The organism is Streptomyces albidicamelliae, from assembly GCF_025642175.1.
GTDB classification, from domain to species: domain Bacteria; phylum Actinomycetota; class Actinomycetes; order Streptomycetales; family Streptomycetaceae; genus Streptomyces; species Streptomyces albidocamelliae.
In genome coordinates, this window is sequence record NZ_CP106795.1 from 5,884,587 (window position 1) to 5,908,130 (window position 23,544).

Annotated in this window: 20 protein-coding genes; 15 read left to right on the forward strand and 5 right to left on the reverse strand. The window is 71.5% G+C overall.

The window, feature by feature from the left end; genetic code table 11:
* The first annotated feature begins 71 nt into the window (after positions 1-71).
* The 4 genes from N8I86_RS26995 to mutM all read left to right on the forward strand — a co-directional run bounded on the left by N8I86_RS26995 (position 72) and on the right by mutM (position 2,685).
* Positions 72-722, forward strand: a complete 651-nt coding sequence (locus N8I86_RS26995; protein ID WP_073889912.1) for a YceD family protein — start codon at positions 72-74, stop codon at positions 720-722.
* A 2-nt stretch (positions 723-724) separates the two neighbouring features.
* On the forward strand, positions 725-898 hold the full coding sequence (gene rpmF / locus N8I86_RS27000; RefSeq protein ID WP_003951102.1) for a 50S ribosomal protein L32: 174 nt from the start codon (positions 725-727) through the stop codon (positions 896-898).
* Positions 899-906: 8 nt separating this feature from the next.
* Positions 907-1,737, forward strand: coding sequence for a ribonuclease III (rnc, locus tag N8I86_RS27005; RefSeq protein WP_073889914.1), 831 nt, complete (start codon positions 907-909; stop codon positions 1,735-1,737).
* 87 nt (positions 1,738-1,824) lie between these two features.
* Positions 1,825-2,685, forward strand: coding sequence for a bifunctional DNA-formamidopyrimidine glycosylase/DNA-(apurinic or apyrimidinic site) lyase (mutM, locus tag N8I86_RS27010; protein ID WP_073889915.1), 861 nt, complete (start codon positions 1,825-1,827; stop codon positions 2,683-2,685).
* Here the strand turns inward: mutM and N8I86_RS27015 are convergent.
* The gene (locus tag N8I86_RS27015; protein WP_123436548.1) at positions 2,658-3,053 is read right to left on the reverse strand and encodes a winged helix-turn-helix transcriptional regulator; all 396 of its coding nucleotides are present in this window, start codon (positions 3,051-3,053) and stop codon (positions 2,658-2,660) included. The genes mutM and N8I86_RS27015 overlap by 28 nt on opposite strands.
* A gap of 106 nt (positions 3,054-3,159) precedes the next feature.
* Between N8I86_RS27015 and N8I86_RS27020 the strand changes: the two genes are divergently transcribed.
* Positions 3,160-3,744: a flavodoxin family protein gene (locus N8I86_RS27020; protein ID WP_073889918.1), complete on the forward strand. Its 585-nt coding sequence runs from the start codon at positions 3,160-3,162 to the stop codon at positions 3,742-3,744.
* Between the two features lie 163 nt (positions 3,745-3,907).
* Positions 3,908-4,189: a hypothetical protein gene (locus N8I86_RS27025; protein WP_073889920.1), complete on the forward strand. Its 282-nt coding sequence runs from the start codon at positions 3,908-3,910 to the stop codon at positions 4,187-4,189.
* A gap of 151 nt (positions 4,190-4,340) precedes the next feature.
* On the opposite strand, the gene N8I86_RS27030 is transcribed toward N8I86_RS27025, so the two are convergent.
* Positions 4,341-5,504 carry a CAP domain-containing protein gene (locus tag N8I86_RS27030; protein ID WP_263278905.1) on the reverse strand — a complete coding sequence of 388 codons (1,164 nt, stop codon included), beginning with the start codon at positions 5,502-5,504 and terminating at the stop codon, positions 4,341-4,343.
* Between the two features lie 180 nt (positions 5,505-5,684).
* Here N8I86_RS27030 and N8I86_RS27035 point away from each other — a divergent pair, with 180 nt between their 5' ends.
* The 4 genes from N8I86_RS27035 (at position 5,685) to N8I86_RS27050 (ending at position 12,051) form a co-directional block, all read left to right on the forward strand.
* The gene (locus N8I86_RS27035; protein ID WP_073889923.1) at positions 5,685-5,966 is read left to right on the forward strand and encodes an acylphosphatase; all 282 of its coding nucleotides are present in this window, start codon (positions 5,685-5,687) and stop codon (positions 5,964-5,966) included.
* Between the two features lie 393 nt (positions 5,967-6,359).
* Positions 6,360-6,563 (forward strand): hypothetical protein, encoded by a 204-nt coding sequence (locus tag N8I86_RS27040; RefSeq protein ID WP_031167290.1) that lies wholly within the window; start codon positions 6,360-6,362, stop codon positions 6,561-6,563.
* Between the two features lie 244 nt (positions 6,564-6,807).
* Entirely contained in the window at positions 6,808-10,404 is a 3,597-nt protein-coding gene (gene smc, locus N8I86_RS27045; protein ID WP_263278906.1) for a chromosome segregation protein SMC, read from the forward strand.
* 228 nt (positions 10,405-10,632) lie between these two features.
* Positions 10,633-12,051 (forward strand): sugar porter family MFS transporter, encoded by a 1,419-nt coding sequence (locus N8I86_RS27050; protein WP_073889928.1) that lies wholly within the window; start codon positions 10,633-10,635, stop codon positions 12,049-12,051.
* Positions 12,052-12,328: 277 nt separating this feature from the next.
* On the opposite strand, the gene N8I86_RS27055 is transcribed toward N8I86_RS27050, so the two are convergent.
* Complete coding sequence (locus tag N8I86_RS27055) at positions 12,329-13,300, reverse strand: LLM class flavin-dependent oxidoreductase (RefSeq protein WP_263278907.1); 972 nt, start codon at positions 13,298-13,300, stop codon at positions 12,329-12,331.
* Between the two features lie 147 nt (positions 13,301-13,447).
* Positions 13,448-14,899, reverse strand: coding sequence for a cytosine permease (locus N8I86_RS27060; RefSeq protein ID WP_073889931.1), 1,452 nt, complete (start codon positions 14,897-14,899; stop codon positions 13,448-13,450).
* Between the two features lie 170 nt (positions 14,900-15,069).
* Here N8I86_RS27060 and ftsY point away from each other — a divergent pair, with 170 nt between their 5' ends.
* Positions 15,070-16,281 carry a signal recognition particle-docking protein FtsY gene (gene ftsY, locus N8I86_RS27065; RefSeq protein ID WP_073889932.1) on the forward strand — a complete coding sequence of 404 codons (1,212 nt, stop codon included), beginning with the start codon at positions 15,070-15,072 and terminating at the stop codon, positions 16,279-16,281.
* A 111-nt stretch (positions 16,282-16,392) separates the two neighbouring features.
* Here the strand turns inward: ftsY and N8I86_RS27070 are convergent, their stop codons facing one another.
* Positions 16,393-17,055 carry a bifunctional DNA primase/polymerase gene (locus N8I86_RS27070; protein ID WP_073889935.1) on the reverse strand — a complete coding sequence of 221 codons (663 nt, stop codon included), beginning with the start codon at positions 17,053-17,055 and terminating at the stop codon, positions 16,393-16,395.
* A 457-nt stretch (positions 17,056-17,512) separates the two neighbouring features.
* On the opposite strand from N8I86_RS27070, the gene nsdA reads away from it, so the two are divergent.
* From nsdA to N8I86_RS27090, 4 genes are all read left to right on the forward strand, one after another.
* Positions 17,513-18,991 carry a transcriptional repressor NsdA gene (gene nsdA / locus N8I86_RS27075; RefSeq protein WP_123436540.1) on the forward strand — a complete coding sequence of 493 codons (1,479 nt, stop codon included), beginning with the start codon at positions 17,513-17,515 and terminating at the stop codon, positions 18,989-18,991.
* A gap of 344 nt (positions 18,992-19,335) precedes the next feature.
* Complete coding sequence (locus N8I86_RS27080) at positions 19,336-20,679, forward strand: ammonium transporter (RefSeq protein ID WP_073889939.1); 1,344 nt, start codon at positions 19,336-19,338, stop codon at positions 20,677-20,679.
* Positions 20,676-21,014, forward strand: coding sequence for a P-II family nitrogen regulator (locus N8I86_RS27085; RefSeq protein ID WP_073889940.1), 339 nt, complete (start codon positions 20,676-20,678; stop codon positions 21,012-21,014). Before N8I86_RS27080 ends, N8I86_RS27085 begins: the two co-directional genes overlap by 4 nt.
* Positions 21,015-21,059: 45 nt before the next feature.
* Positions 21,060-23,510, forward strand: a complete 2,451-nt coding sequence (locus N8I86_RS27090; RefSeq protein WP_263278908.1) for a [protein-PII] uridylyltransferase — start codon at positions 21,060-21,062, stop codon at positions 23,508-23,510.
* The last annotated feature ends 34 nt before the right edge of the window (positions 23,511-23,544 follow it).

Here is a 23,544-nt window from a genome sequence, read left to right on the forward strand (position 1 = left end):
TGTCCGCGATCACCGCTGCCCGGAACACCGTCGGGTGGCGTCCCCTCGAGTTCAGAAGATCGAAAGCAGGAATGGCCTCCAACGCCCGCCTCGACCACCGCAACCCCCTCGTGTTCGACACGCACGAGCTGGGTCGGCGTCCTGGCGCGCTGCAGCGCCTGACCCGCACGATCGACGCCCCGGCCGATCTCGGCCTCCCGGGAGTCATCGGAGTGCCGCAGGGCGCCCCGGTGGAGCTCGAACTCCGACTCGAGTCGGTCATGGAAGGGGTGCTCGTCACAGGCACCGCCCGTGCACAGGCCGAGGGGGAGTGCGTAAGGTGTCTGGAGCCGGTCGGGCTGGAGCTCGAAACGGACTTCCAGGAGCTGTTCTCGTACCCTGACGCCGACGACCGGGGCCGCGTGATCGCGGAACCGGGCGACGACGCCGAGGACGACGAGGACAGGTTCTACCTCGAGGACGGCTTGTTCGACCTCGAACCTCTGCTGCGCGATGCGGTGGTGCTCGCACTGCCGATGCAGCCGGTGTGCCAGGAAGACTGCCCGGGCCTGTGCTCCGAGTGCGGAGTGCGGCTGGCGGACGACCCGGACCACCATCACGACGCCGTCGACATCCGTTGGGCGGCTTTGCAGGGACTCGCCGGTTCACCTGAAGACGGCGAGAAGGACGAGATGAGCGGCGCTGACGCGGAAGCGGGCGTCGACGAGAAGCAGGAGAAGTAGCCGTGGCTGTTCCGAAGCGGAAGATGTCGCGCAGCAACACGCGCCACCGCCGGTCGCAGTGGAAGGCTGCGGTCCCCACCCTGGTTGCGTGCGAGCGCTGCCACGAGCCCAAGCAGCAGCACATCGCGTGCCCGTCTTGTGGCACCTACAACAAGCGCCAGGTCCTCGAAGTCTGAGCGGGCTGGTGAGAGGCACTGTGTCCAGTCCCAAGAGGGTGGAAGACGCCCAGGCGGATGTACCCGCCAAGAAGAAAGTGGACAACCAGGCCTCGTCCCACACGCTTCTGGAAGGGCGGCTCGGCTATCAGCTCGAGTCCGCCCTTCTGGTGCGTGCGCTGACCCACCGCTCGTACGCGTACGAGAACGGCGGTCTGCCGACGAACGAGCGACTGGAGTTCCTCGGGGACTCCGTGCTCGGCCTCGTCGTCACGGACACGCTGTACCGCACCCACCCCGACCTGCCCGAAGGCCAGCTGGCCAAGCTGCGGGCCGCGGTGGTCAACTCGCGTGCGCTGGCGGAGGTCAGCCGTGGGCTCGACCTGGGCTCCTTCATCCGGCTCGGCCGTGGTGAAGAGGGCACGGGCGGCCGGGACAAGGCGTCCATTCTCGCCGACACCCTGGAAGCGGTGATCGGCGCGGTCTATCTCGACCAGGGCCTCGACGCGGCCTCGGAGCTGGTGCACCGGCTCTTCGACCCGCTGATCGAGAAGTCCTCGAACCTCGGAGCCGGCCTGGACTGGAAGACCAGTCTCCAGGAGCTCACCGCGATCGAGGGGCTCGGCGTGCCCGAGTACCTGGTCACGGAGACCGGTCCCGATCACGAGAAGACCTTCACTGCTGCTGCCCGCGTCGGAGGCGTCTCGTACGGCACCGGCACCGGCCGCAGCAAGAAGGAGGCGGAGCAGCAGGCCGCCGAGTCCGCCTGGCGGTCCATCCGGGCAGCCGCGGACGAGCGCGCCAAGGCGGCCGACGAGGCCGCCGCGAAGGACGGCAACCCGTCGTCCGCCTCCGCCTGACGAAGAGAGCAGTATCCGAAACGCCCGCCCCACCGTTCCCGACGGGGCGGGCGTTCGGCTCATCCACCGCTGTGTACGGGGGTCCCGATGCCCGAGTTGCCCGAGGTCGAGGTGGTCCGGCGCGGTCTGGAGCGATGGGCCGCCCATCGCACCGTCGCCGAGGTCGAGGTGCTGCACCCGCGCGCCGTCCGCCGGCACGTGGCGGGCGCCGACGACTTCGCGCACCGGCTCAAGGGCAAGCACATCGGCACCCCCAGCCGTCGCGGCAAGTACCTGTGGCTGCCGCTGGAGGAGACGAACGAGTCCGTCCTCGCGCACCTCGGCATGAGCGGCCAGTTGCTGGTGCAGCCGCACGAGGCGCCGGACGAGAAGCACCTGCGCATCCGGCTCCGGTTCGCCGACTCCCTCGGCACGGAACTGCGCTTCGTCGACCAACGCACCTTCGGCGGACTGTCGTTGCACGAGAACACCCCCGACGGGCTGCCCGACGTCATCGCGCACATCGCCCGTGACCCCCTCGACGAGCTGTTCGACGAGGAGGCGTTCGGGCAGGCCCTGCGCCGCAAGCGCACGACCGTCAAACGGGCCCTGCTGGACCAGTCGTTGATCAGCGGGGTCGGCAACATCTACGCGGACGAGGCCCTCTGGCGCGCCCGCGTCCACTACGAGCGGCCGACGGCCAACCTCACCCGTCCGGTCGTCACCGAACTCCTGGGCCACGTACGGGACGTGATGAACGCGGCCCTCGCCGTCGGCGGCACGAGCTTCGACAGCCTGTACGTCAACGTCAACGGCGAGTCGGGCTACTTCGACCGCTCCCTGGACGCGTACGGCCGTGAGGGACTGCCCTGCAGGCGGTGCGGCACCCCCATCCGCCGCCGGCCCTGGATGAACCGCTCCAGCTACTTCTGCCCGAAGTGTCAGAGGCCGCCGCGCGTCTCGTCGTAACGCGCACGGGACGCGAGCACGTCGTCCATCGAACCCTCCACGCAGTGGATGAGCGCCAGCAGGCGCTCGGCGACCTGGCGGCCCAGGGGGGTGAGTTCGTAGTCCACGCGGGGCGGGTTCGTCGGCTGCGCCTCGCGGTGCACCAGTCCGTCGCGCTCCAGCGCGTGCAGCGTCTGCGACAGCATCTTCTCGCTCACCCCGTCCACGCGGCGGCGCAGCTCGTTGAAGCGCAGCGAGCCCTCGTACAGCGCGCCGAGCGTCAGTCCGCCCCAGCGGCCCGTGACGTGCTCCAGCGTGCCGCGTGACGGGCAGGCCTTGGCGAAGACGTTGTAGGCGAGGTCGTCGTGGTCCTGGGCGATGGCGGTCATACCGGCAAGGGTACGCGCGCACAGCGCCACCTGCCAGGTTGCACTAACTTCGGGTTAGTGCTTTCCTTTGGTTATTGCTTTCGTGCTGCCCTTTCCAAGGAGTGTCATGTCCAACCCTGTCGTTTCCGTCGCCTATCACTCCGGCTACGGCCACACCGCCGTCCTCGCCGAGGCCGTCCGCGCGGGCGCGGTGGACGCCGGCGCCGAAGTGCACCTGATCAAGGTCGACGACATCACCGACGAGCAGTGGGAGACGCTGGACCGCTCGGACGCGATCGTCTTCGGTTCGCCCACCTACATGGGCACCGCCTCCGGCGCCTTCCACGTCTTCGCCGAGGCGAGCTCCCGGCGCTGGTTCGGCCAGGACTGGAAGGACAAGCTGGCGGCCGGCTTCACGAACTCGGCCTCGAAGAGCGGCGACAAGCTGCACACCCTGCAGTTCTTCCAGACGCTCGCCGCCCAGCACGGCATGCACTGGGTCAACCTCGGCCTGCTCCCCGGCTGGAACAGCAGCACCGCCTCGGAGAACGACCTCAACCGCCTCGGCTTCTTCGCCGGCGCGGCCGCGCAGAGCAACAACGACCAGGGCCCCGAGGGCGTCCACAAGGCCGACATCGCCACGGCCGAGCACCTCGGCCGCCGCGTGGCGGAGACCGCGCGGCTGTTCGCGCTCGGGCGCGCCGCCGCGTAGGACCGCGCCGGGCCCGGTGACGGGCCCGGGCGCCCCGGTCCCGAGCCCCGGAATTCCGGGGCTCGGGACCGCCTGGGTGGTACGTTCCGTCGAACGGGTGTTACCTGGTGTGAGCGGAGATACCGGAGGGGTGTGGATATCTCGGGGTGAAGGAGGCCGACATATGCGCAGCAACCCGGTCATGCGAACCCTGGCCGCCGCCGTCCTCGCGGGCGGCGCCGTCGCCGGAACGGTCGCGGTCGCGAGCCCGGCGTCAGCCGCGGTGACCACGGACGGCGTCCGGTCGCTGTCACCAACCGTCCAGACGCACGGCGGATGCCGCTTCGGTGCGGGCTTCAACCGCGGCTTCAACAACTGCGGTTTCGGCACGCTCGGAGCCACGGGGTTCTATCCGTTCGCCGGCTATCCCTACAGCAGCGTCCCCGTGGTGATCATCATCCGCTGACGCGTCACGCCGACGACCACCGAGACGGACCCCCAAAAGGGCCGCCGCATGCCATGCGGCGGCCCTTTTGCGCCGGGCGGGGGGATCCTCGACGGCGCACCGAGACCTGAACGGCACTACGCCGTGAGGTCCGACGGGAGTTCCGGGAGTCTCAGAAGCCGAAATCCTGTGTCCACCAAGGGCCGCCCGGGCCGAGGTGGACGCCGACGCCGAGGGTCTTGTAGTCGCAGTTGAGGATGTTGGCGCGGTGGCCCGGGCTGTTCATCCAGGCCTCCATCACGGCCGCCGCCGTCGCCTGGCCGCGGGCTATGTTCTCGCCGCCGAGGTCGGTGATGCCCGCCTTCGCGGCCCGGTCCCACGGGGTGGCGCCGTCCGGGTCCGTGTGGTCGAAGAAGTCCCGCGCGGCCATGTCGTCACTGAAGGCGCCGGCCAGTCGCGCCAGCGAGGAGTTCGCCGCCAGGGCGCTGCAGCCGACCTTCGCCCGCTCCTCGTTGACCAGCTTCAGCACCTCCGCCTCGGCGGCGGCCTCCGTCGACACCGGGCCCGGTGCGGTGGAGGCGCTGGGCGCCCTGGTCGCCGTACGCGGCGGGGTGGTCTTCGGCTTGGACGGTGCCGGCTTTCCGGGAGCCGTGCGCGACGGGGAGGTCTCGCGCGCCTCCGGTTTCGAGGCGGAGGGCGACGAGGAGGAAGGAGAGGAAGGAGAGGAAGGGGAAGAGGAGGGGGACGGGGAAGCGGGGGCGGACGGGGCGCCGGGCCGCGATCGCCCGGTGGTGCCGCCCGCGGCCGAGCCGTCGCGGCTGTCGGCGCTGCCCGAGGTGCCGCCCTGCTCGCTCGCGGTGTTGCTGGGGGAGTCGGCCGCCTGTATTCGGTCACCGCCCGTGGTGTGCGTGCCGCCGCCGAGCCGGTAGTCCTGGAGACCCGGCACCACCCCGGTGGCCACGGCGACCGTGCCGAGGGCGACGGCCGCGGACACCCCGAGCAGCCCGGTCCGCACCGGCCGCGCGGCCTTCTTCCGGTGCCGGTGACCCGGCGCCCGGCCACCGGCGGGGGTGAATCCGAATCCGCCGCCCGCAGGCGCGGATCCGGCCGCATAGTGACTGTCGCCGTCGCCGTCGGCCGAGAACAGGTAGGCGTGAGCCCGGGCGTTCGCCTCGGCGTAGGCCTCCGGGTTGAGATAGGGGGCGATGCCCATCGGCGCCCGCCCGCCCGACGGGTGCGGGGGACCGTCGCCCCCCTGGGCGGAGTGCGGGTACGCGGATCCCGCGGCGCGGCCCTCGGATGCGCGGCCGGCGGCTGAGCGTCGGTGGCGTCCCATGTCCTTGCCCTCTTCCTCGTGCCCGCGGTCGACCGGTGCCGGCGTGCCGAGTGACCCCCCTGGCCGACCAAACCCACTCGATCGAGTGAGTTTCATATGAGATGTATGGGGTGCGGACGCTACCGCATCCTCTGGGGGCGCGACGTGTGCCGAGCGACATCGGCCGGTTAGGTTGCACCCATGAGCGAGGATGTACGACTGGTCGCCTGGGTCCGCGGACGCGTGCAGGGTGTGGGTTTCCGCTGGTTCACGCGTGCCAAGGCGCTGGAGATCGGCGGCCTGAGTGGTTTTGCTCTCAATCTGGCCGACGGCCGGGTCCAGGTGGTCGCCGAAGGATCGAGGGACGGCTGCGAAGGTCTGCTCGACTGGCTCCAGGGTGACGACACGCCCGGACGCGTAGAGGGAGTCACCGAGATCTGGGACACACCCCGCGGCGGCTACGACGGCTTCGCCATCCGCTGACCCGATATCTGTACAGAGCCGCAGGCCGGGGCGTGGTGAGCTGCCAACGGCACATGCGCGGAGCAGGAACGACCTGGTGGTTGCCAGATGGGGCGTGGCGTGGCAGGCTCCGCTGGTACAGCTGAACCCCGGCTGATCACCACGCCCTGAGGGCACCGGAAGAGTCGCAGCGCCGCCGTTTCCCGGCCGCGCGCCCCGGTCCGCCCGCCAATACAGGGTGTGATCGTGTTGACCGTCAAACTTTTTGGTGAGACGCTGAAAGCCCCGCGCACCTTAGCTGTTTGGCATGAAGCAACAGCAGAGCAAGACCACGATGTGCCAAGCACCGCGGGTGCGATTCCCTCACGACCCACACCGCATCGGTCGGTCACTCAGTGTGGAGGACCATCCATCATGGCAAAGGCGCTTCTCGGTTACGTCGGCGGCTCCGACCCTCGACTCCTCGCCGAGATGCGACGGCTGCAGCAGCGCGTTCAGGACCTGGAGTCCGAGCTCGTACGGATCCAGGCGGAGAACGAAGCACTGTCGGCTGCCGCCTCTCAGGACAGGATCATGGAGAGCATCGACGCACACCAGGCGGAGCCTGCGCTCACCTGATCACTGCATCGCTCCACGACAGCAGTCGCAGTCGATCGGGCGGCCCGTATCAACCGCTCAGTTGATCCGACGACCGCAACCCGGCCGTCAGAGTTGCAAAGGGACGCTTCGGCGTCCCTTCTTTCTTCCCCCGCATCCTCTCACCTTCTTTAACGTACGGTGTGCCCTTCGTGTTCATGGGCGAAACCGCGCGGTTGCGAGGGTTCATGGAGTGAGATAGCGGCGCCCGGTAGAGTCCGGCGGCGTGCACCTCAAGGCCCTGACCCTCCGCGGGTTCAAGTCGTTCGCCTCGGCGACCACCCTCCGGTTCGAGCCGGGGATCACGTGTGTCGTCGGCCCGAACGGCTCGGGCAAGTCCAACGTCGTGGACGCGCTCAGCTGGGTCATGGGCGAACAGGGCGCCAAGTCCCTGCGCGGCGGCAAGATGGAGGACGTCATCTTCGCCGGCACCACCGGCCGCCCGCCGCTGGGCCGCGCCGAGGTGTCCCTGACGATCGACAACTCCGACGGGGCGCTGCCCATCGAGTACGCCGAGGTCACCATCACGCGGATCATGTTCCGCAACGGCGGCAGCGAGTATCAGATCAACGGCGACACTTGCCGGCTGCTCGACATCCAGGAACTCCTCTCCGACTCCGGCATCGGCCGCGAGATGCACGTCATCGTCGGCCAGGGCCAGCTCGACTCCGTGCTGCACGCCGACCCCATGGGCCGCCGCGCCTTCATCGAGGAGGCCGCCGGCGTCCTCAAGCACCGCAAGCGCAAGGAGAAGGCGCTCCGCAAGCTCGACGCGATGCAGGCCAACCTCGCGCGCGTGCAGGACCTCACCGACGAACTGCGCCGCCAGCTCAAGCCCCTCGGACGCCAGGCGGCGGTGGCGAGGAGGGCCGCCGTCATCCAGGCGGATCTCCGCGACGCCCGGCTGCGCCTGCTCGCCGACGACCTCGTACGGCTGCGCCGGGCGCTCAAGGCCGAGATCGCCGACGAGGCCGCCCTGAAGGAGCGCAAGGAGAGCGCCGAACAGGAGCTGAGGAAGGCGCTGCACCGCGAGTCCCTGCTGGAGGACGAGGTACGGCAGCTCACGCCCCGGCTCCAGCGCGCCCAGCAGACCTGGTACGAGCTGTCCCAGCTGGCCGAACGGGTCCGCGGTACCGTCTCGCTGGCCGACGCCCGGATGAAGAGCGCCACCTCCGCGCCCCCCGAGGAGCGGCGCGGCCGCGACCCCGAGGACCTGGAGCGCGAGGCCGCCCGCATCCGTGAGCAGGAGGCGGAACTGGAAGCCGCCCTGGAGGCCGCCCAGCACGCCCTGGACGACACGGTCGCCCACCGCGCCGAACTGGAACGGGAGCTGGCCGTCGAGGAGCGCCGGCTCAAGGACGCGGCCCGCGCCATCGCCGACCGCCGTGAGGGACTGGCCCGGCTGTCCGGGCAGGTCAACGCGGCCCGTTCGCGCGCCGCCTCGGCCCAGGCCGAGATCGACCGGCTGGCCACGGCCCGGGACGAGGCCCAGGAGCGGGCCGTACGGGCGCAGGAGGAGTACGAGGCCCTGCAGGCCGAGGTCGACGGCCTGGACGCCGACGACGCGGACCTCGCCGAGCGGCACGAGGCGGCCCGGAGGCAGCTCACCGACGCCGAGGCGGCGCTCGGCGCGGCACGCGAGGCGGCCACCGCGGCGGAACGCCGACGCGCCGCGACCCGGGCCCGCCACGAGGCGCTGGCGCTCGGCCTGCGCCGCAAGGACGGCACCGGCATACTGCTCGGCGCCCGCGATCGCCTCACCGGCGTCCTCGGTCCGGCCGCCGAACTGCTGACGGTGACCCCCGGCCACGAGGTGGCCCTCGCCGCCGCCTTCGGCGCGGCGGCCGACGCCATCGCCGTGACGTCCCCGGCCGCGGCGGCGGACGCGATCCGTCTGCTCCGCAAACAGGACGGCGGCCGGGCGGCCCTGCTGCTCGCGGGCGACCCGGAACCGTCCCGCGGGGACGCGGGACACGACGCGGCCGGCCACGACGACCCCGCGGCCGGCCGGGCGCCCGGCTCGGCGACCCCCGCCGCACAGCTCGTCCGGGGCCCCGCCGAACTCCTGCCCGCCGTCCGCCGTCTGCTGCGCGGCATCGTCGTCGTCGCCACCCTGGAGGACGCCGAGGACCTGGTCTACGCCCACCCGGAGCTGACCGCGGTGACCGCCGACGGCGATCTGCTGGGCGCCCACTTCGCGCACGGCGGGTCGGCCGGCGCGCCCAGCCTGCTGGAGGTACAGGCCTCCGTGGACGAGGCCGCCGCCGAGCTCGCCGAGCTGGCGGTGCGCTGCGAGGCGCTCGCCGAGGAGCAGGAGGCGGCGGCCGAGCGGCGGACGCGGGCGGCGGCCCTCGTCGAGGAGGTGGGGGAGCGGCGCCGGGCCGCCGACCGGGAGAAGTCAGCCGTGGCCCAGCAGCTCGGCAGGCTCGCCGGACAGGCACGTGGCGCGGCCGGTGAGGCGGAGCGGTCCGCGGCGGCGGCCGCGCGGGCGCAGGAGGCGCTGGACAAGGCCGTAGAGGACGCCGAGGAGCTGGCCGAGCGGTTGGCCGTGGCTGAGGAGATGCCGGTCGACGAGGAGCCGGACACCTCGGCGCGGGACCGGCTCGCCGCCGACGGCGCCAACGCCCGTCAGACCGAGATGGAGGCCCGGCTCCAGGTCCGTACCCACGAGGAGCGGGTCAAGGGGCTCTCGGGCCGGGCCGACTCGCTCGACCGGGCGGCCCGCACCGAACGCGAGGCACGCGCGCGTGCCGAGCAGCGCCGGGCCCGGCTGCGGCACGAGGCGGAAGTGGCGCAGGCCGTCGCCTCCGGCGCCCGGCAGCTGCTGGCGCACGTCGAGGTGTCGCTCGCCCGTGCCGAGCGGGAGCGCGCCGCGGCCGAGGCCGCCAAGGCGCGGCGGGAGCAGGAGCTGACCGCCGCCCGCACGGCCGGCCGCGAACTGAAGTCCGAACTCGACAAACTGACGGACTCGGTGCACCGCGGGGAGGTGCTCGGCGCCGAGAAGCGGATGCGGATGGAGCAGCTGGAGACCAAGGCGCTGGAGGAACTGGGCGTCGAACCGGCCGGACTGGTGTCGGAGTACGGGCCGGACCAGCCCGTGCCGCCCTCACCCCCCGCCGACGGCGAGCAGCTGCCCGAGGACCCCGAGGACCCGCGCAACCAGCCCCGGCCGTTCGTGCGCGCCGAGCAGGAGAAGCGGCTGAAGGCGGCGGAGCGCGCGTACCAGCAGCTGGGCAAGGTCAATCCGCTGGCGCTGGAGGAGTTCGCGGCGCTGGAGGAGCGGCACAAGTTCCTCAGCGAGCAGCTGGAGGACCTGAAGAAGACCCGCGCCGACCTGCTCCAGGTGGTGAAGGAGGTCGACGAGCGCGTCGAGCAGGTGTTCACGGAGGCCTACCGGGACACGGCACGCGAGTTCGAGGGCGTCTTCAGCCGGCTGTTCCCGGGCGGCGAGGGACGGCTGATCCTGACCGACCCCGACAACATGCTCACCACGGGCGTGGACGTCGAGGCGCGCCCGCCGGGCAAGAAGGTCAAACGGCTTTCGCTGCTTTCGGGTGGTGAACGCTCGCTGACGGCCGTGGCGCTGCTGGTGTCGATCTTCAAGGCCCGGCCCAGCCCCTTCTACGTCATGGACGAGGTCGAGGCCGCACTCGACGACACCAACCTGCAGCGGCTGATCCGGATCATGCAGGAGCTGCAGGAGGCCTCGCAGCTCATCGTGATCACGCACCAGAAACGCACGATGGAGGTCGCGGACGCGCTCTACGGCGTCTCGATGCAGGGCGACGGCGTGTCCAAGGTGATCTCCCAGCGGCTGCGCTGAACCGCCCTTTTCAAGATCGACTCACTCGATGTTCACTACTTGAACACGGAACCCTCAGGCGCGTCTCGAAACTCACAGCAATCTGACTATTGACTTCGAAACTTGAAGGCATAGTCTCTGCAACGTTGCTTTTACCTTCAGGTGTCAGTGGTGTGAAGTTGTGCCCCACTGGATACCAGGAGGGGATCACCCCACCCGGCAGCGTTGCCGCGGCCCGAGGAGTCTTTCGTGACCAGCACTGCGCAGGCACCACAGCCAGGAGCCAACACGGCTCATCCCGAACATCTCGGGCACGTCATCTTCATCGCGGCGGCTGCCGCCATGGGCGGTTTCCTGTTCGGCTACGACAGCTCCGTCATCAACGGCGCCGTCGAGGCCATCCGGGACCGCTACGACATCGGCTCGGCGGCCCTCGCGCAGGTCATCGCGATCGCCCTGATCGGCTGTGCCATCGGCGCCGCCACGGCCGGCCGCATAGCCGACCGCATCGGCCGCATCCGCTGCATGCAGATCGCCGCGGTCCTCTTCACCATCAGCGCCGTCGGCTCCGCGCTGCCGTTCGCCCTGTGGGACCTCGCCTTCTGGCGCATCATCGGCGGCTTCGCCATCGGCATGGCCTCGGTCATCGGCCCCGCCTACATCGCCGAGGTCGCCCCGCCCGCGTACCGCGGCCGTCTCGGGTCCTTCCAGCAGGCCGCGATCGTGGTCGGCATCGCCGTCTCCCAGCTCGTCAACTGGGCCATCCTGAACGCGGCGGGCGGCAACCAGCGCGGCACGCTGATGGGCCTCGAGGCCTGGCAGGTCATGCTCGGCGTCATGGTGATCCCGGCGGTCCTGTACGGTCTGCTCTCCTTCGCGATCCCCGAGTCGCCGCGCTTCCTGATCGAGGTCGGCCGCAAGGAGCGCGCCCGTGAGGTGCTCAAGGAGGTCGAGGGCGACAAGATCGACCTGGACGCCCGCGTCACCGAGATCGAGCGCGCCATGAAGCGCGAGCACAAGTCGACCTTCAAGGACCTGCTCGGCGGCTCCTTCTTCTTCAAGCCGATCGTCTGGGTCGGTATCGGCCTGTCGGTCTTCCAGCAGTTCGTCGGCATCAACGTCGCGTTCTACTACTCCTCGACGCTGTGGCAGTCGGTCGGTGTCGACCCGACGGAGTCGTTCTTCTACTCCTTCACGACGTCGATCATCAACATCGTCGGCACCGTGATCGCGATGATCTTCGTGGACCGTATCGGCCGCAAGCCGCTCGCCCTCATCGGCTCGGTCGGCATGGTCATCGGTCTCGGCCTCGAGGCCTGGGCGTTCTCCTACAACCTGGTCGACGGCAAGCTCCCGGCCACGCAGGGCTGGGTCGCCCTGATCGCCGCCCACATCTTCGTCCTCTTCTTCGCCCTGTCCTGGGGCGTGGTGGTCTGGGTCTTCCTCGGCGAGATGTTCCCGAACCGGATCCGCGCCGCCGCCCTCGGCGTCGCCGCCTCCGCGCAGTGGATCGCCAACTGGGCCATCACCGCGAGCTTCCCGTCGCTGGCCGACTGGAACCTCTCCGGCACGTACGTGATCTACACGATCTTCGCCGCGCTCTCCATCCCGTTCGTCCTCAAGTTCGTCAAGGAGACGAAGGGCAAGGCGCTGGAGGAGATGGGCTGACCGGCCCCCCGTACTCGGGGAGAAGGGCCAAGTCCCCGCTGCCCCTCTCCCCGTACCGTCCGCCGCCCCCGATCCCGGCCACCGCCCGGATCGGGGGCGGCGGTGTCGTATTCCCGGCGCGGCCGGGACCGCTGCCGACCCTGTCGCCCGAGGGGAGTCCCGGTCCTGGCCCCCGGCTCGTTCGATCAGCGAGCCCGCCCCGTCCGGCATCCGTGCGGGTCCGAAGGCGACGAGCGCTTCGAGTTCACTCGCGCGGCGACGCCGGGCCGCGCGCTCCTCACCCCTCCAGCGCCGGGATCACCCGCTCGGCGAACAGGCGCAGGCTTCGCCAGCCCTCCTCCAGGGGCATGCCGCCCGCCAGCGGGTGGAGGACCAGGCTGTCCAGGCGCTGAGCGACGCACTCCTGCGGGGTGAGGATCCGGTACACGCCCTCCGCGCGCAGTTCCTCGACCGAGGTCGCCGCGGACTTCACCGCCGAGCGGATCTGGTCCGACTGCCAGGAGGCGTACGTCCGGGCCTCGTGCAGGAAGTGCTCGCCGTACTCGGCCCACGCCCGGTCCGGGTCCTCGGCGAGGTGCAGGAGCGGGGTCTCGGCGGCCGGCATCATCGTCCAGCCCTCGGTTCCCGACGCGGTGAGCTGCTCCTTGTAGTACGCCTCCAGCTCCGGCAGGTGCGCGCTCGGGAAGAACGGCAGGCCCAGCCGGGCGGCCCTGCGGGCGGCGGCCCTGGAGGAGCCGCCGACCAGCAGCAGCGGATGCGGATCGGTGAACGGACGCGGAGTGACCCGCACCCGGCGGCCCCGGTACGCGAACTCCGCGCCCGACCACGCCTTCAGCAGCGTCTCCAGCAGCTCGTCCTGGAGCCGGCCGCGCCGTTTCCAGTCGACGCCGAACAGCTCGTACTCCTCGGGCCGGTAGCCGATCCCGGCCACGGTCACCAGGCGGCCGCCGCTGAGCAGGTCCAGTACGGCGATGTCCTCGGCCAGCCGCAGCGGGTCGTGCAGCGGGCCGATCACCGCCGACACCGTCACCGCGATCCGGCGGGTGGCCCCGAACACCGCGCCCGCGAAGGCGAACGGCGACGGCAGCCAGTTGTTGTCCGCGCCGTGGTGCTCCTCGGTCTGCACGGTGGTGACCCCGTGCTCGTCCGCGTAAGCGGCCATCTCCAGGGCGGTCCGGTACCGGGCGGCCAGGGAGGCGGACGTGGCGCCGGGCTCGACGAGATTGAAACGTACGACCGTGACGGGCATGCGAAGTCCCCCTCCGGTGCGAAGAGCGGTGGAGGGGGACGGTAGCTGACGCAGCGTCAGATTGCTATGAAGGGGAAGGCGGCTCGTGGACGGCCTGCGCCCTCACAGGGCGGCCGCCTCCGGCCCACCCCGGCCGGACGCCCGCCGTCAGACGCCCGCGGTCACGGGCTCCTCGGCCGGCTCCTCGGCCCGTGCCGGGGTGGTCACGGCCGGCTTCGGCAGGGCGAGGTACAGCAGGCCCGAGATCACGATCGTGGCGACCCAGCCGAGGCCGTACTCGCCGATGACGTTGTTCTTCGCGAGCGGGCCGGTGAACCAGTCCGAGGTGGTGAACATCAGGCCCGAGACCAGGCCGATCGCCCAGGCGGCCACGGCCGCGGGGGAGAAGCCGCCCCGGTACCAGTAGGCACTGGTGCGGGTGGTGTCGGCCATCGCCCCGGCGTCGTACTCCGTGCGGCGCAGCATGTCCGCGCCGAAGACGCCCACCCACGCGGAGAAGGCGACCGCCAGCAGGGACAGGAAGGCGATGAACGAGCCCATGAAGCTCGTCGCCACCAGCATCAGCACCCCGCCGAAGATCAGCGAGATCACCGCGTTGACCGAGACCGCCCAGTGACGCGGCACCTTGAAGCCGAGGGTCTGCGCGGTGAAGCCGGCCGAGTACATCGACATCGAGTTGATCAGCAGCATGCCGATCAGCGCGATGCACAGGTACGGCACCGCGATCCACGTCGGCAGGATCTCGCCGAGGAAGGACACCGGGTCGCTCGCCGACGCCAGGTCCGGCGTGGAGACCGCCATGACCGCGCCCATCAGCACCATCGGCAGGACGACGACACCCGCGCCGCCCACCGCCGTGCCCACGATCGCCTTCGACGAGGCCGTGCGCGGCAGGTAGCGGGTGAAGTCCGGCGCGGACGGGATCCAGCTGACACCGCCGGCGGCGATCATGCCGATACCGGTGATCACCGCGGCCGTCGAGCCGGCGCTGTGGTCCATGACCTTCGACCAGTCGGTGTTCGCCACCAGGTAGCCGAGGACCAGCACCGAGAACACGCCGAACAGATAGGTGGCGTACTTGTTGCACTTCTGCACGGCGCTGATGCCGAGCCCCGAGATCGCGAAGGTCGCGACGACGAACACCAGCAGCGTGACCATGTCCAGCACGCTGTTCGCCCGGATGCCGAACAGGATGTCCAGGATGGTGAGCATCGCGTAGGCGCCGGTCACCGCGTTGATCGTCTCCCAGCCCCAGCGGGCCACCCAGATCAGCGAACCCGGCAGCAGGTTGCCGCGCTGTCCGAAGACGGCGCGCGAGAGCGCCATGCCGGGCGCTCCGCCCCGCTTGCCCGCGATGCCGATCAGCCCGACCAGGCCGTACGACACGATCGGCGCGGACACCGCGACGACGAGGGCCTGCCAGATGTTCAGGTGGTACGCCACGACGAGGCTCGCGCCCATCGTCAGCAGCAGCACGCTGATGTTCGCTCCGACCCAGGTGGGGAACAGCTCACGGGTCTTCGCGGTGCGCTCGTGGTCGGGGACCTGTTCGATGCCTCGGGTCTCGAGAGCGCCTTCGGTCTCGACTGTTTTGCTCATGGAAGAGGGTGCCCAGACGTGGGGGGACAGGGACTAGGGGACTCTACGCGCGTCAACAGCGCCGCCACCATCGTACTTTGATCCCACTCCTCGCCATACGTGGCGTTTGTCTCTCGGAGGAAGCCACAAACGAGGGCCGGCGGTAACCCATGGCTGATACTGGACGGGTTATGGAAACCATCATCCTTGCTGTAGTCATCGCCGTGGTCGTGCTCGGTGCGCTCGGCGGGCTGATCGTGGGCAGCCGGCGCCGGAAGCCGCTGCCACCGCCGCCCCCGAAGACGCCCGACATCACCGCGCCCCCGGCCGAGCCGCACGTCGGCGACGAGGCCGAGACGCCGCGCGACGAGCCGCGCCGGACGATCGAGGAGGTGGATCTCCCCGGCGGCCCCGCACCGGTCGTCGTAGAGGAGCCTCCCACCGGCCCCGAACTCGAGGTCCCGCAGCTCGAGATCCCGGAGCCCACCGCGGGCCGGCTGGTCCGGCTGCGCGCCCGCCTGTCCCGTTCCCAGACCGCCCTCGGCAAGGGTCTGCTCACGCTGCTCTCGCGCGAGCACCTGGACGACGACACCTGGGAGGAGATCGAGGACACCCTGCTCACCGCCGACGTCGGCGTGCAGCCCACCCAGGAACTGGTCGACAGCCTGCGCGAGCGGGTGAAGGTGCTCGGCACCCGCACCCCGGCGGAGCTGCGCGGCCTGCTCCGCGAGGAGCTGCTCAAGCTGGTCGGCACCGACGTCGACCGCACGGTCAGGACCGAGCCCGAGGACCGCAAGCCGGGCATCGTGATGGTCGTCGGCGTCAACGGCACCGGCAAGACCACCACCACCGGCAAGCTCGCCCGCGTGCTCGTGGCCGACGGCCGCACGGTCGTGCTCGGCGCCGCCGACACCTTCCGCGCCGCCGCCGCCGACCAGCTCCAGACCTGGGGCGAGCGCGTCGGCGCCCACACCGTGCGCGGGCCGGAGGCGGGCGACCCCGCCTCCGTCGCCTTCGACGCGGTGAAGGAGGGCAAGGAGATGGGGGTCGACGTGGTCCTCATCGACACCGCCGGCCGCCTGCACACCAAGACCGGTCTCATGGACGAGCTGGGCAAGGTCAAGCGCGTCGTGGAGAAGCACGCGCCGCTGGACGAGGTGCTGCTGGTCCTCGACGCCACCACCGGCCAGAACGGCCTGGTGCAGGCGCGGGTCTTCGCCGAGGTCGTGGACATCACCGGCATCGTGCTGACCAAGCTCGACGGTACGGCCAAGGGCGGCATCGTCGTCGCCGTCCAGCGCGAGCTGGGCGTCCCGGTCAAGCTGATCGGGCTCGGCGAGGGCGCGGACGACCTCGCGCCGTTCGAGCCGGAGGCGTTCGTGGACGCCCTGATCGGCGACTGACCACCGTCCGCCCACCGTCCGCGGAGCACTCCCGGCCGCGGCTCCGGACAGGCAAGAAGCGCCCGCCCCCAAGGTGCAGTTGGGGACGGGCGCTTCGCTCTGTCCGGCGCGCTACGCCCGCGCGCGCGACCGGTGCGCCACGTACGCCAGGGTGCCCAGCAGCAGCCGGGCCGCCGGCGGCCGCGTCGCCGAGTCCAGCGCGGGCGGCCGCAGCCAGCGCACCGGGCCGAGGCCCCCGCGGTCGGAGGGCGGCGCGGTGATGTGGGACCCCGGGCCGAGACCGCGCAGGTCCAGCGCCGAGGGATCGTCCCAGCCCATGCGGTACAGCAGCCGGGGGAGCCCGGCGGCGGCGCCGGGGGCCACGAAGAAGTGGGCGCGGCCGTCCGGTGTCGCGGTCACCGGGCCGAGGGGGAGGCCCATGCGTTCCAGGCGGACCAGGGCGCGGCGCCCGGCGGCCTCGGAGACCTCGATGACGTCGAACGCCTGGCCGACCGGCAGCATCACCGCGGCGCCCGGGAACTCGGACCAGGTCTTGGTCACCTCGTCCAGCGTGGCCCCGGCCGGCACCTGCGGGGCGAAGTCCAGCGGATGCGCGCCGGGCGCCGGGCAGCCGGTGCGCCCGCACGAGCAGACGCCCGCCGCGGCCCGTGCGCCGGGGACCGCGTCCCAGCCCCACAGCCCGGTGAACTCGGCGACGGCGGTGCACTCCGACGAACGGCCGCGCCGACGTGTGCCGGAACGGATCTCGCGAATGCCGCCGATCGTGAAGCCCATGCCCCCTCCAACGGGTCCTGCGCGCCGGTGGTTACGACACGGAACGAGACGGAAGCGGAACGTAACGCTACGGCTCCGCCTGCCCTCGGTCCCGTGAGGCCAAGGCGGCGCATCGGAGCGCTTCGGGTGGCGCGCCGGTGACCATGCGCCCCCGGGTGCATCACTCCGCCGACTTCCAGTCGTCCTATGTCAAGTGAATCGCGCCTGGGCGACCGTGAGTTCATTCGAAGGGGTGGCGAATGGTGGCGTTTCAGGGATCCACGTGGCTGCACCGGTGATCGTAGGATTACGGTGAGTGTGCGAGTCCAGGAGGCATATGCATCAGTGGGTATGCCGGAGGCGAGTCGTCATCTCGTTCGAAGGGTGAGAACCGGCGGACGGGAAGCCGTATTTACCGGCATTCTGATAGGGCTTGGCGCAATCGGCGGCAAGTGGTCTCAGGGATGGGGGCGTTCCAGTGGGCGGCAACGGCGGTAGCGGTGCGAACGCTGACAAGCGCCCCAACGAGCTGCTCGGCTCGTGGTTCGTGCGCAGCGGCTGGTCCAAGGGCGAGCTGGCCCGCCAAGTGAACCGCAGAGCACGCCAGTTGGGTGCCAACCACATCTCCACCGACACCTCGCGCGTACGGCGCTGGCTGGACGGGGAGAATCCGCGCGAGCCGATCCCGCGGATCCTCTCGGAGCTGTTCTCCGAGCGCTTCGGCTGCGTGGTCTCCATCGAGGACCTCGGCCTGCGTGCCGCCCGCCAGTCACCCTCCGCGTCCGGCGTCGACCTGCCGTGGACGGGCCCGCAGACCGTCGCCCTGCTCAGCGAGTTCTCGCGCAGCGACCTGATGCTGGCCCGCCGGGGCTTCCTCGGCACCTCGCTGGCGCTGTCCGCGGGCCCCTCGCTCATCGAGCCCATGCAGCGCTGGCTCGTGCCCACCCCGGGCTCCGCGGCCCCGCCCGAGCCGGAGAGCGGGCTCGACGCCCGCAGGCCGGGCCGGCTGTCCAGGCCCGAGCTGGACCTGCTGGAGTCCACGACGCGGATGTTCCGCCAGTGGGACGCCCAGTGCGGTGGCGGCCTACGCCGCAAGGCGGTCGTCGGCCAGCTGCACGAGGTCACCGACCTCCTCCAGGAACCCCAGCCCGAGGCCACCACCCGCAAGCTCTTCAAGGTCGCCGCGGAACTCGCCGAACTCGCGGGCTGGATGTCGTACGACGTGGGCCTCCAGCCCACCGCGCAGAAGTACTTCGTCCTCGCCCTGCACGCGGCCAAGGAGGCCGGCGACAAGCCGCTCGGCTCGTACGTGCTGTCCAGCATGAGCCGCCAGATGATCCACCTCGGCCGGCCCGACGACGCCCTGGAACTCATCCACCTCGCCCAGTACGGCAGCCGCGACTGCGCCAGTCCGCGCACCCAGTCGATGCTGTATGCGATGGAGGCCCGCGCCTACGCCAACATGGGCCAGCCCGGCAAGACCAAGCGTGCCGTCCGGATGGCCGAGGACACCTTCGCCGAGGCCGACGAGTGGGACGAGCCGGACCCCGACTGGATCCGCTTCTTCTCCGAGGCCGAGCTGTACGGCGAGAACTCCCACTCCTTCCGCGACCTCGCCTATGTCGCCGGCCGCAGCCCCACCTACGCGTCCCTCGCCGAGCCGCTCATGCAGCGCGCGGTGGACCTGTTCGCCAAGGACAGCGAGCATCAGCGGTCGTACGCGCTCAACCTGATCGGCATGGCGACCGTGCACCTGCTCCAGCGCGAGCCCGAGCGCAGCACGGACTACGCCTCGCGGGCCATGGCGATCGCCAAGAAGGTCCGCTCGGAGCGGGTGAACACGCGGATCCGCAAGACGGTCGACACGGCCGTGCGCGACCACGGCGACCTCACCGCCGTCGTCGACCTCAGCGACCAGCTCGCCGTCGACCTGCCCGAGACCGCCGAGGCGGTCTGACCCACCCCGGATCCCCCGAGCCCCGGCCGCGGCCGGTCCTCCCGAACTGCCCGACTCGGCTCCCCCATGCCAGGTCATCGAGAGGCCGCCCGCGGCCGGCCCGTCTCCTCCGCATGCCTGCCGGAGAAGGTTGCGCCACGATAACGATGGCGCGGCCGGGTCTCCCGCACTTCACCGACGCGTAACACGCACGGCGTCTTCGTCACCCCGGCGAAACAACGAGGGGCCTCCGCCGAAACCGCGCTGCGCCAGTCTCATGGCGCATAACCGGCCCACCCCTCACCCCGACCGGACCGCTCAGGCACCGCCCGCACGGGGCCGTACCAACCGACGAGGAGACGCCGATGGCACCGGCCATCACGCTTGCCGCGGAGGCACCCAAGCTTTCCTCCGCGAACACAGGCTTCATGCTCATCTGTTCCGCCCTGGTGCTGCTCATGACCCCGGGCCTGGCCTTCTTCTACGGAGGCATGGTCCGCGTCAAGAGCACTCTCAACATGCTGATGATGAGCTTCATCAGCATGGGCATCGTCACCATTCTCTGGGTGCTCTACGGCTTCTCCCTCGCCTTCGGCACGGGCAACAGCCTCCTCGGCTGGAACGCCGACTGGCTCGGCCTGAGCAACATCGGCCTGACCGAGCTGTGGGACGGCTACACCATCCCGATCTTCGTCTTCATGGTCTTCCAGCTGATGTTCGCCATCATCACGCCGGCCCTGATAAGCGGCGCCCTCGCGGACCGCGTGAAGTTCTCGGCGTGGGCCCTGTTCGTCGCCCTGTGGGTCACGGTCGTCTACGTCCCGGTCGCCCACTGGGTCTGGGGCGCCGACGGCTGGGCCTACAAGCTCGGTGTGATCGACTTCGCGGGTGGCACGGCGGTCCACATCAACGCCGGTGCCGCGGCCCTCGGTGTCATCCTCGTCATCGGCAGGCGCGTCGGCTTCAAGAAGGACCCGATGCGCCCGCACAGCCTTCCGCTGGTCATGCTCGGCGCGGGCCTGCTGTGGTTCGGCTGGTTCGGCTTCAACGCGGGCTCCTGGCTCGGCAACGACGACGGCGTGGGCGCGCTGATGTTCGTGAACACGCAGGTCGCGACGGCCGCGGCCATGCTGGCCTGGCTCGCCTACGAGAAGATCCGGCACGGCGCGTTCACCACCCTGGGCGCCGCCTCCGGCGCGGTCGCCGGCCTGGTCGCGATCACCCCGTCCGGCGGCGCGGTCTCCCCGCTCGGCGCGATCGCCGTCGGCGCCGTCGCCGGTGTCGCCTGCGCCGCCGCCGTCGGCCTGAAGTTCCGGTTCGGCTACGACGACTCCCTCGACGTCGTCGGCGTCCACATGGTCGGCGGCATCATCGGCTCCCTGCTCATCGGCTTCTTCGCCACCGGCAAGGGCCAGTCCGCCGCCACGGGTGTCTTCTACGGCGACCACTCCTTCACCCAGCTGTGGAAGCAGTGCGCCGGTGTCTTCGCGGTCCTCGCCTACTCCCTGATCGTCTCCGCCGTCCTCGCCTTCCTGCTCGACCGGACCATCGGGATGCGGGTCTCCGAGGACGAGGAGGTCTCCGGCATCGACCAGGCCGAGCACGCCGAGACCGCGTACGACTTCAGCGGCGCAGGCGGCGGTGTCCTCGGCTCCGCCGCAGCCGCTTCGGCCCTCACCGCCACGCAGAACAAGAAGGTGGACGCATGAAGCTCATCACCGCCGTGGTCAAGCCCCACCGGCTGGACGAGATCAAGGAGGCCCTTCAGGCCTTCGGCGTCCACGGGCTGACGGTCACCGAGGCCAGCGGCTACGGTCGGCAGCGGGGCCACACCGAGGTCTACCGCGGGGCCGAGTACACCGTCGACCTGGTTCCCAAGATCCGCATCGAGGTGCTGGCCGAGGACGACGAGGCCGACCAGCTGGTAGAGGTCGTCGTCAAGGCCGCCCGCACCGGCAAGATCGGTGACGGCAAGGTCTGGTCCGTGCCGGTCGAGACGGCCGTACGGGTCCGCACGGGTGAGCGCGGCCCGGACGCGCTCTGACGCGGCGGTAGGGCTCTGACACAGCACAAGGACGGGAGTCGCCGGGTGACGGGTACGGATGTGCGGACAGAAGCGGAAGACTCGGGACCCGGCGGCTACGCGGCGGCCCGGCTGCGCCTCCTCACCGAGGGGGCGCGGTCCGGGCCGCCGCGCCGTGCCGCCCTCGCGGAACTGACCGACGACTGGCTCACCGGCCTGTTCACGGCGGCGGCCGGCGGCTTCAGGGGCGCCTCCCTCGTCGCCGTGGGCGGCTACGGGCGCGGTGAGCTGTCCCCGCGCAGCGACCTCGACCTGCTGCTGCTCCACGACGGCTCCGACCCGGGCGCGGTCGCCGCCCTCGCCGACCGCCTCTGGTATCCCGTCTGGGACCTCGGCATCGCCCTCGACCACTCCGTGCGCACCCCGGTGGAGGCCCGCAAGACGGCCGCGGACGACCTGAAGGTCCACCTGGGCCTGCTGGACGCCCGCCATCTCGCCGGCGACCTCGGGCTCACCGCGGGCCTGCGCACCGCCGTCCTCGCCGACTGGCGGAACCAGGCCCCCAAGCGCCTCCCCGAGCTCCAGGCGCTCTGCGCCGAGCGGGCCGAACGCCAGGGCGAACTGCAGTACCTGCTGGAACCCGACCTCAAGGAGGCCCGCGGCGGACTCCGCGACGCCACCGCGCTGCGTGCCGTGGCCGCCTCCTGGCTCGCCGACGCGCCCCGCGAAGGGCTCGCCGACGCCCGCCGGCGCCTGCTCGACGTGCGCGACGCACTCCATCTGGCCACCGGCCGCGCCACCGACCGGCTCGCCCTCCAGGAGCAGGACCAGGTCGCGGCCGAGCTCGGCCTGCTGGACGCCGACACGCTGCTGCGCCAGGTGTACGAGGCGGCGCGGATCGTGTCGTACGCCAGCGACGTCACCTGGCGCGAGGTGGGGCGCGTCCTGCGCTCGCGCGCCGTCCGGCCGCGTCTGCGCGCCATGCTCGGCGGCGGCAAGCCGGTCGCCGAGCGCTCCCCGCTCGCCGAGGGCGTGGTCGAGCAGGACGGCGAGGTGGTGCTCGCCCGCACCGCCCGGCCCGAACGCGACCCCGTGCTGCCCCTGCGCGCCGCGGCCGCCGCCGCCCAGGCCGGACTCCCGCTGTCCCTGCACGCCGTACGGCGCATGGCCGCCACCGCACGGCCCCTGCCCACGCCCTGGCCCGCCGAGGCGCGCGAGCAGCTGGTGACCCTCCTGGGGTCCGGCCGCCCGACGGTCGAGGTCTGGGAGGCGCTGGAGGCCGAAAGGCTGATCACCCGCATCCTGCCGGACTGGGAGCGGGTCCGCTGCCGTCCGCAGCGCAACGCCGTCCACGTCTGGACGGTCGACCGGCACCTGATCGAGACGGCGGTCCGCGCCTCCGAGCTGACGCGCCGGGTCAGCCGCCCCGACCTGCTCCTGGTCGCCGCCCTGCTGCACGACATCGGCAAGGGCTGGCCCGGCGACCACTCGCTGGCGGGCGAGATCATCACCAAGGACGTGGCCGCCCGGATCGGCTTCGACCGCGCCGACGCGGGCGTCCTCGCCACCCTCGTCCGGCACCACCTGCTGCTGATCGAGTCCGCCACCCGGCGCGACCTGGACGACCCGGCCACCCTCCGCTCGGTCGCCGACGCGGTCGGCACCCAGAGCACCCTGGAACTGCTGCACGCCCTGACGGAGGCCGACGCGCTCGCGACCGGACCGGCCGCCTGGTCGTCCTGGCGCGGCTCGCTCGTCGTCGACCTGGTCGGCCGCGTCGCGGCCGTCCTCGCCGGGGACGCCGTCGAGGAGCCCGAGCCCGCCGCGCCCACGGCCGAGCAGGAACGCCTCGCCGTCGAGGCCCACCGCACCGGCGGCCCGGTCCTCGCCCTGCGCGCGCAGCCCGAACCGGTCACCGGCGAGGAGCCCTCCGGCGAGCCGGAACCCCTCGGCGTCGAACTGCTCATCGCCGTACCCGACCAGCCCGGCGTGCTGCCCGCGGTCGCCGGCGTCCTCGCCGTGCACCGCCTCACCGTCCGCACCGCGGAGCTGCGCACCCTGAGCCTGCCGGACGGCGTCGACGACGGCTCGGTGCTGCTGCTCAACTGGCGGGTGGCGGCCGAGTACGGCTCGCTGCCCCAGGCGGCCCGGCTGCGCGCCGACCTGGTCCGTGCCCTGGACGGCTCCCTGGACATCGCCGGGCGCCTCGCCGAGCGCGACGCCGCCTATCCGCGCCGGCGCGGCTGGAGCGCCCCGCCACCGAGGGTGACGGTGGCCCCGGCGGCCTCCCACCTCGCCACCGTGATCGAGGTCCGCGCCCAGGACGCCCCCGGACTGCTGCACCGGATCGGCTCGGCCCTGGAGAAGGCGGGGGTGCGGGTGCGCAGCATGCACGTCAGCACGCTCGGCTCGAACGCCGTCGACGCGTTCTACGTCACGTCCGGCACGGGCGCCCCGCTGCCCGCGCAGGACGCCGCGGCCACGGCCGGAGTGCTGGAGGAGACCCTGCGCGGGTGACCCTGCTCCGGTGGCTCCTGCTCCGGGATACCCT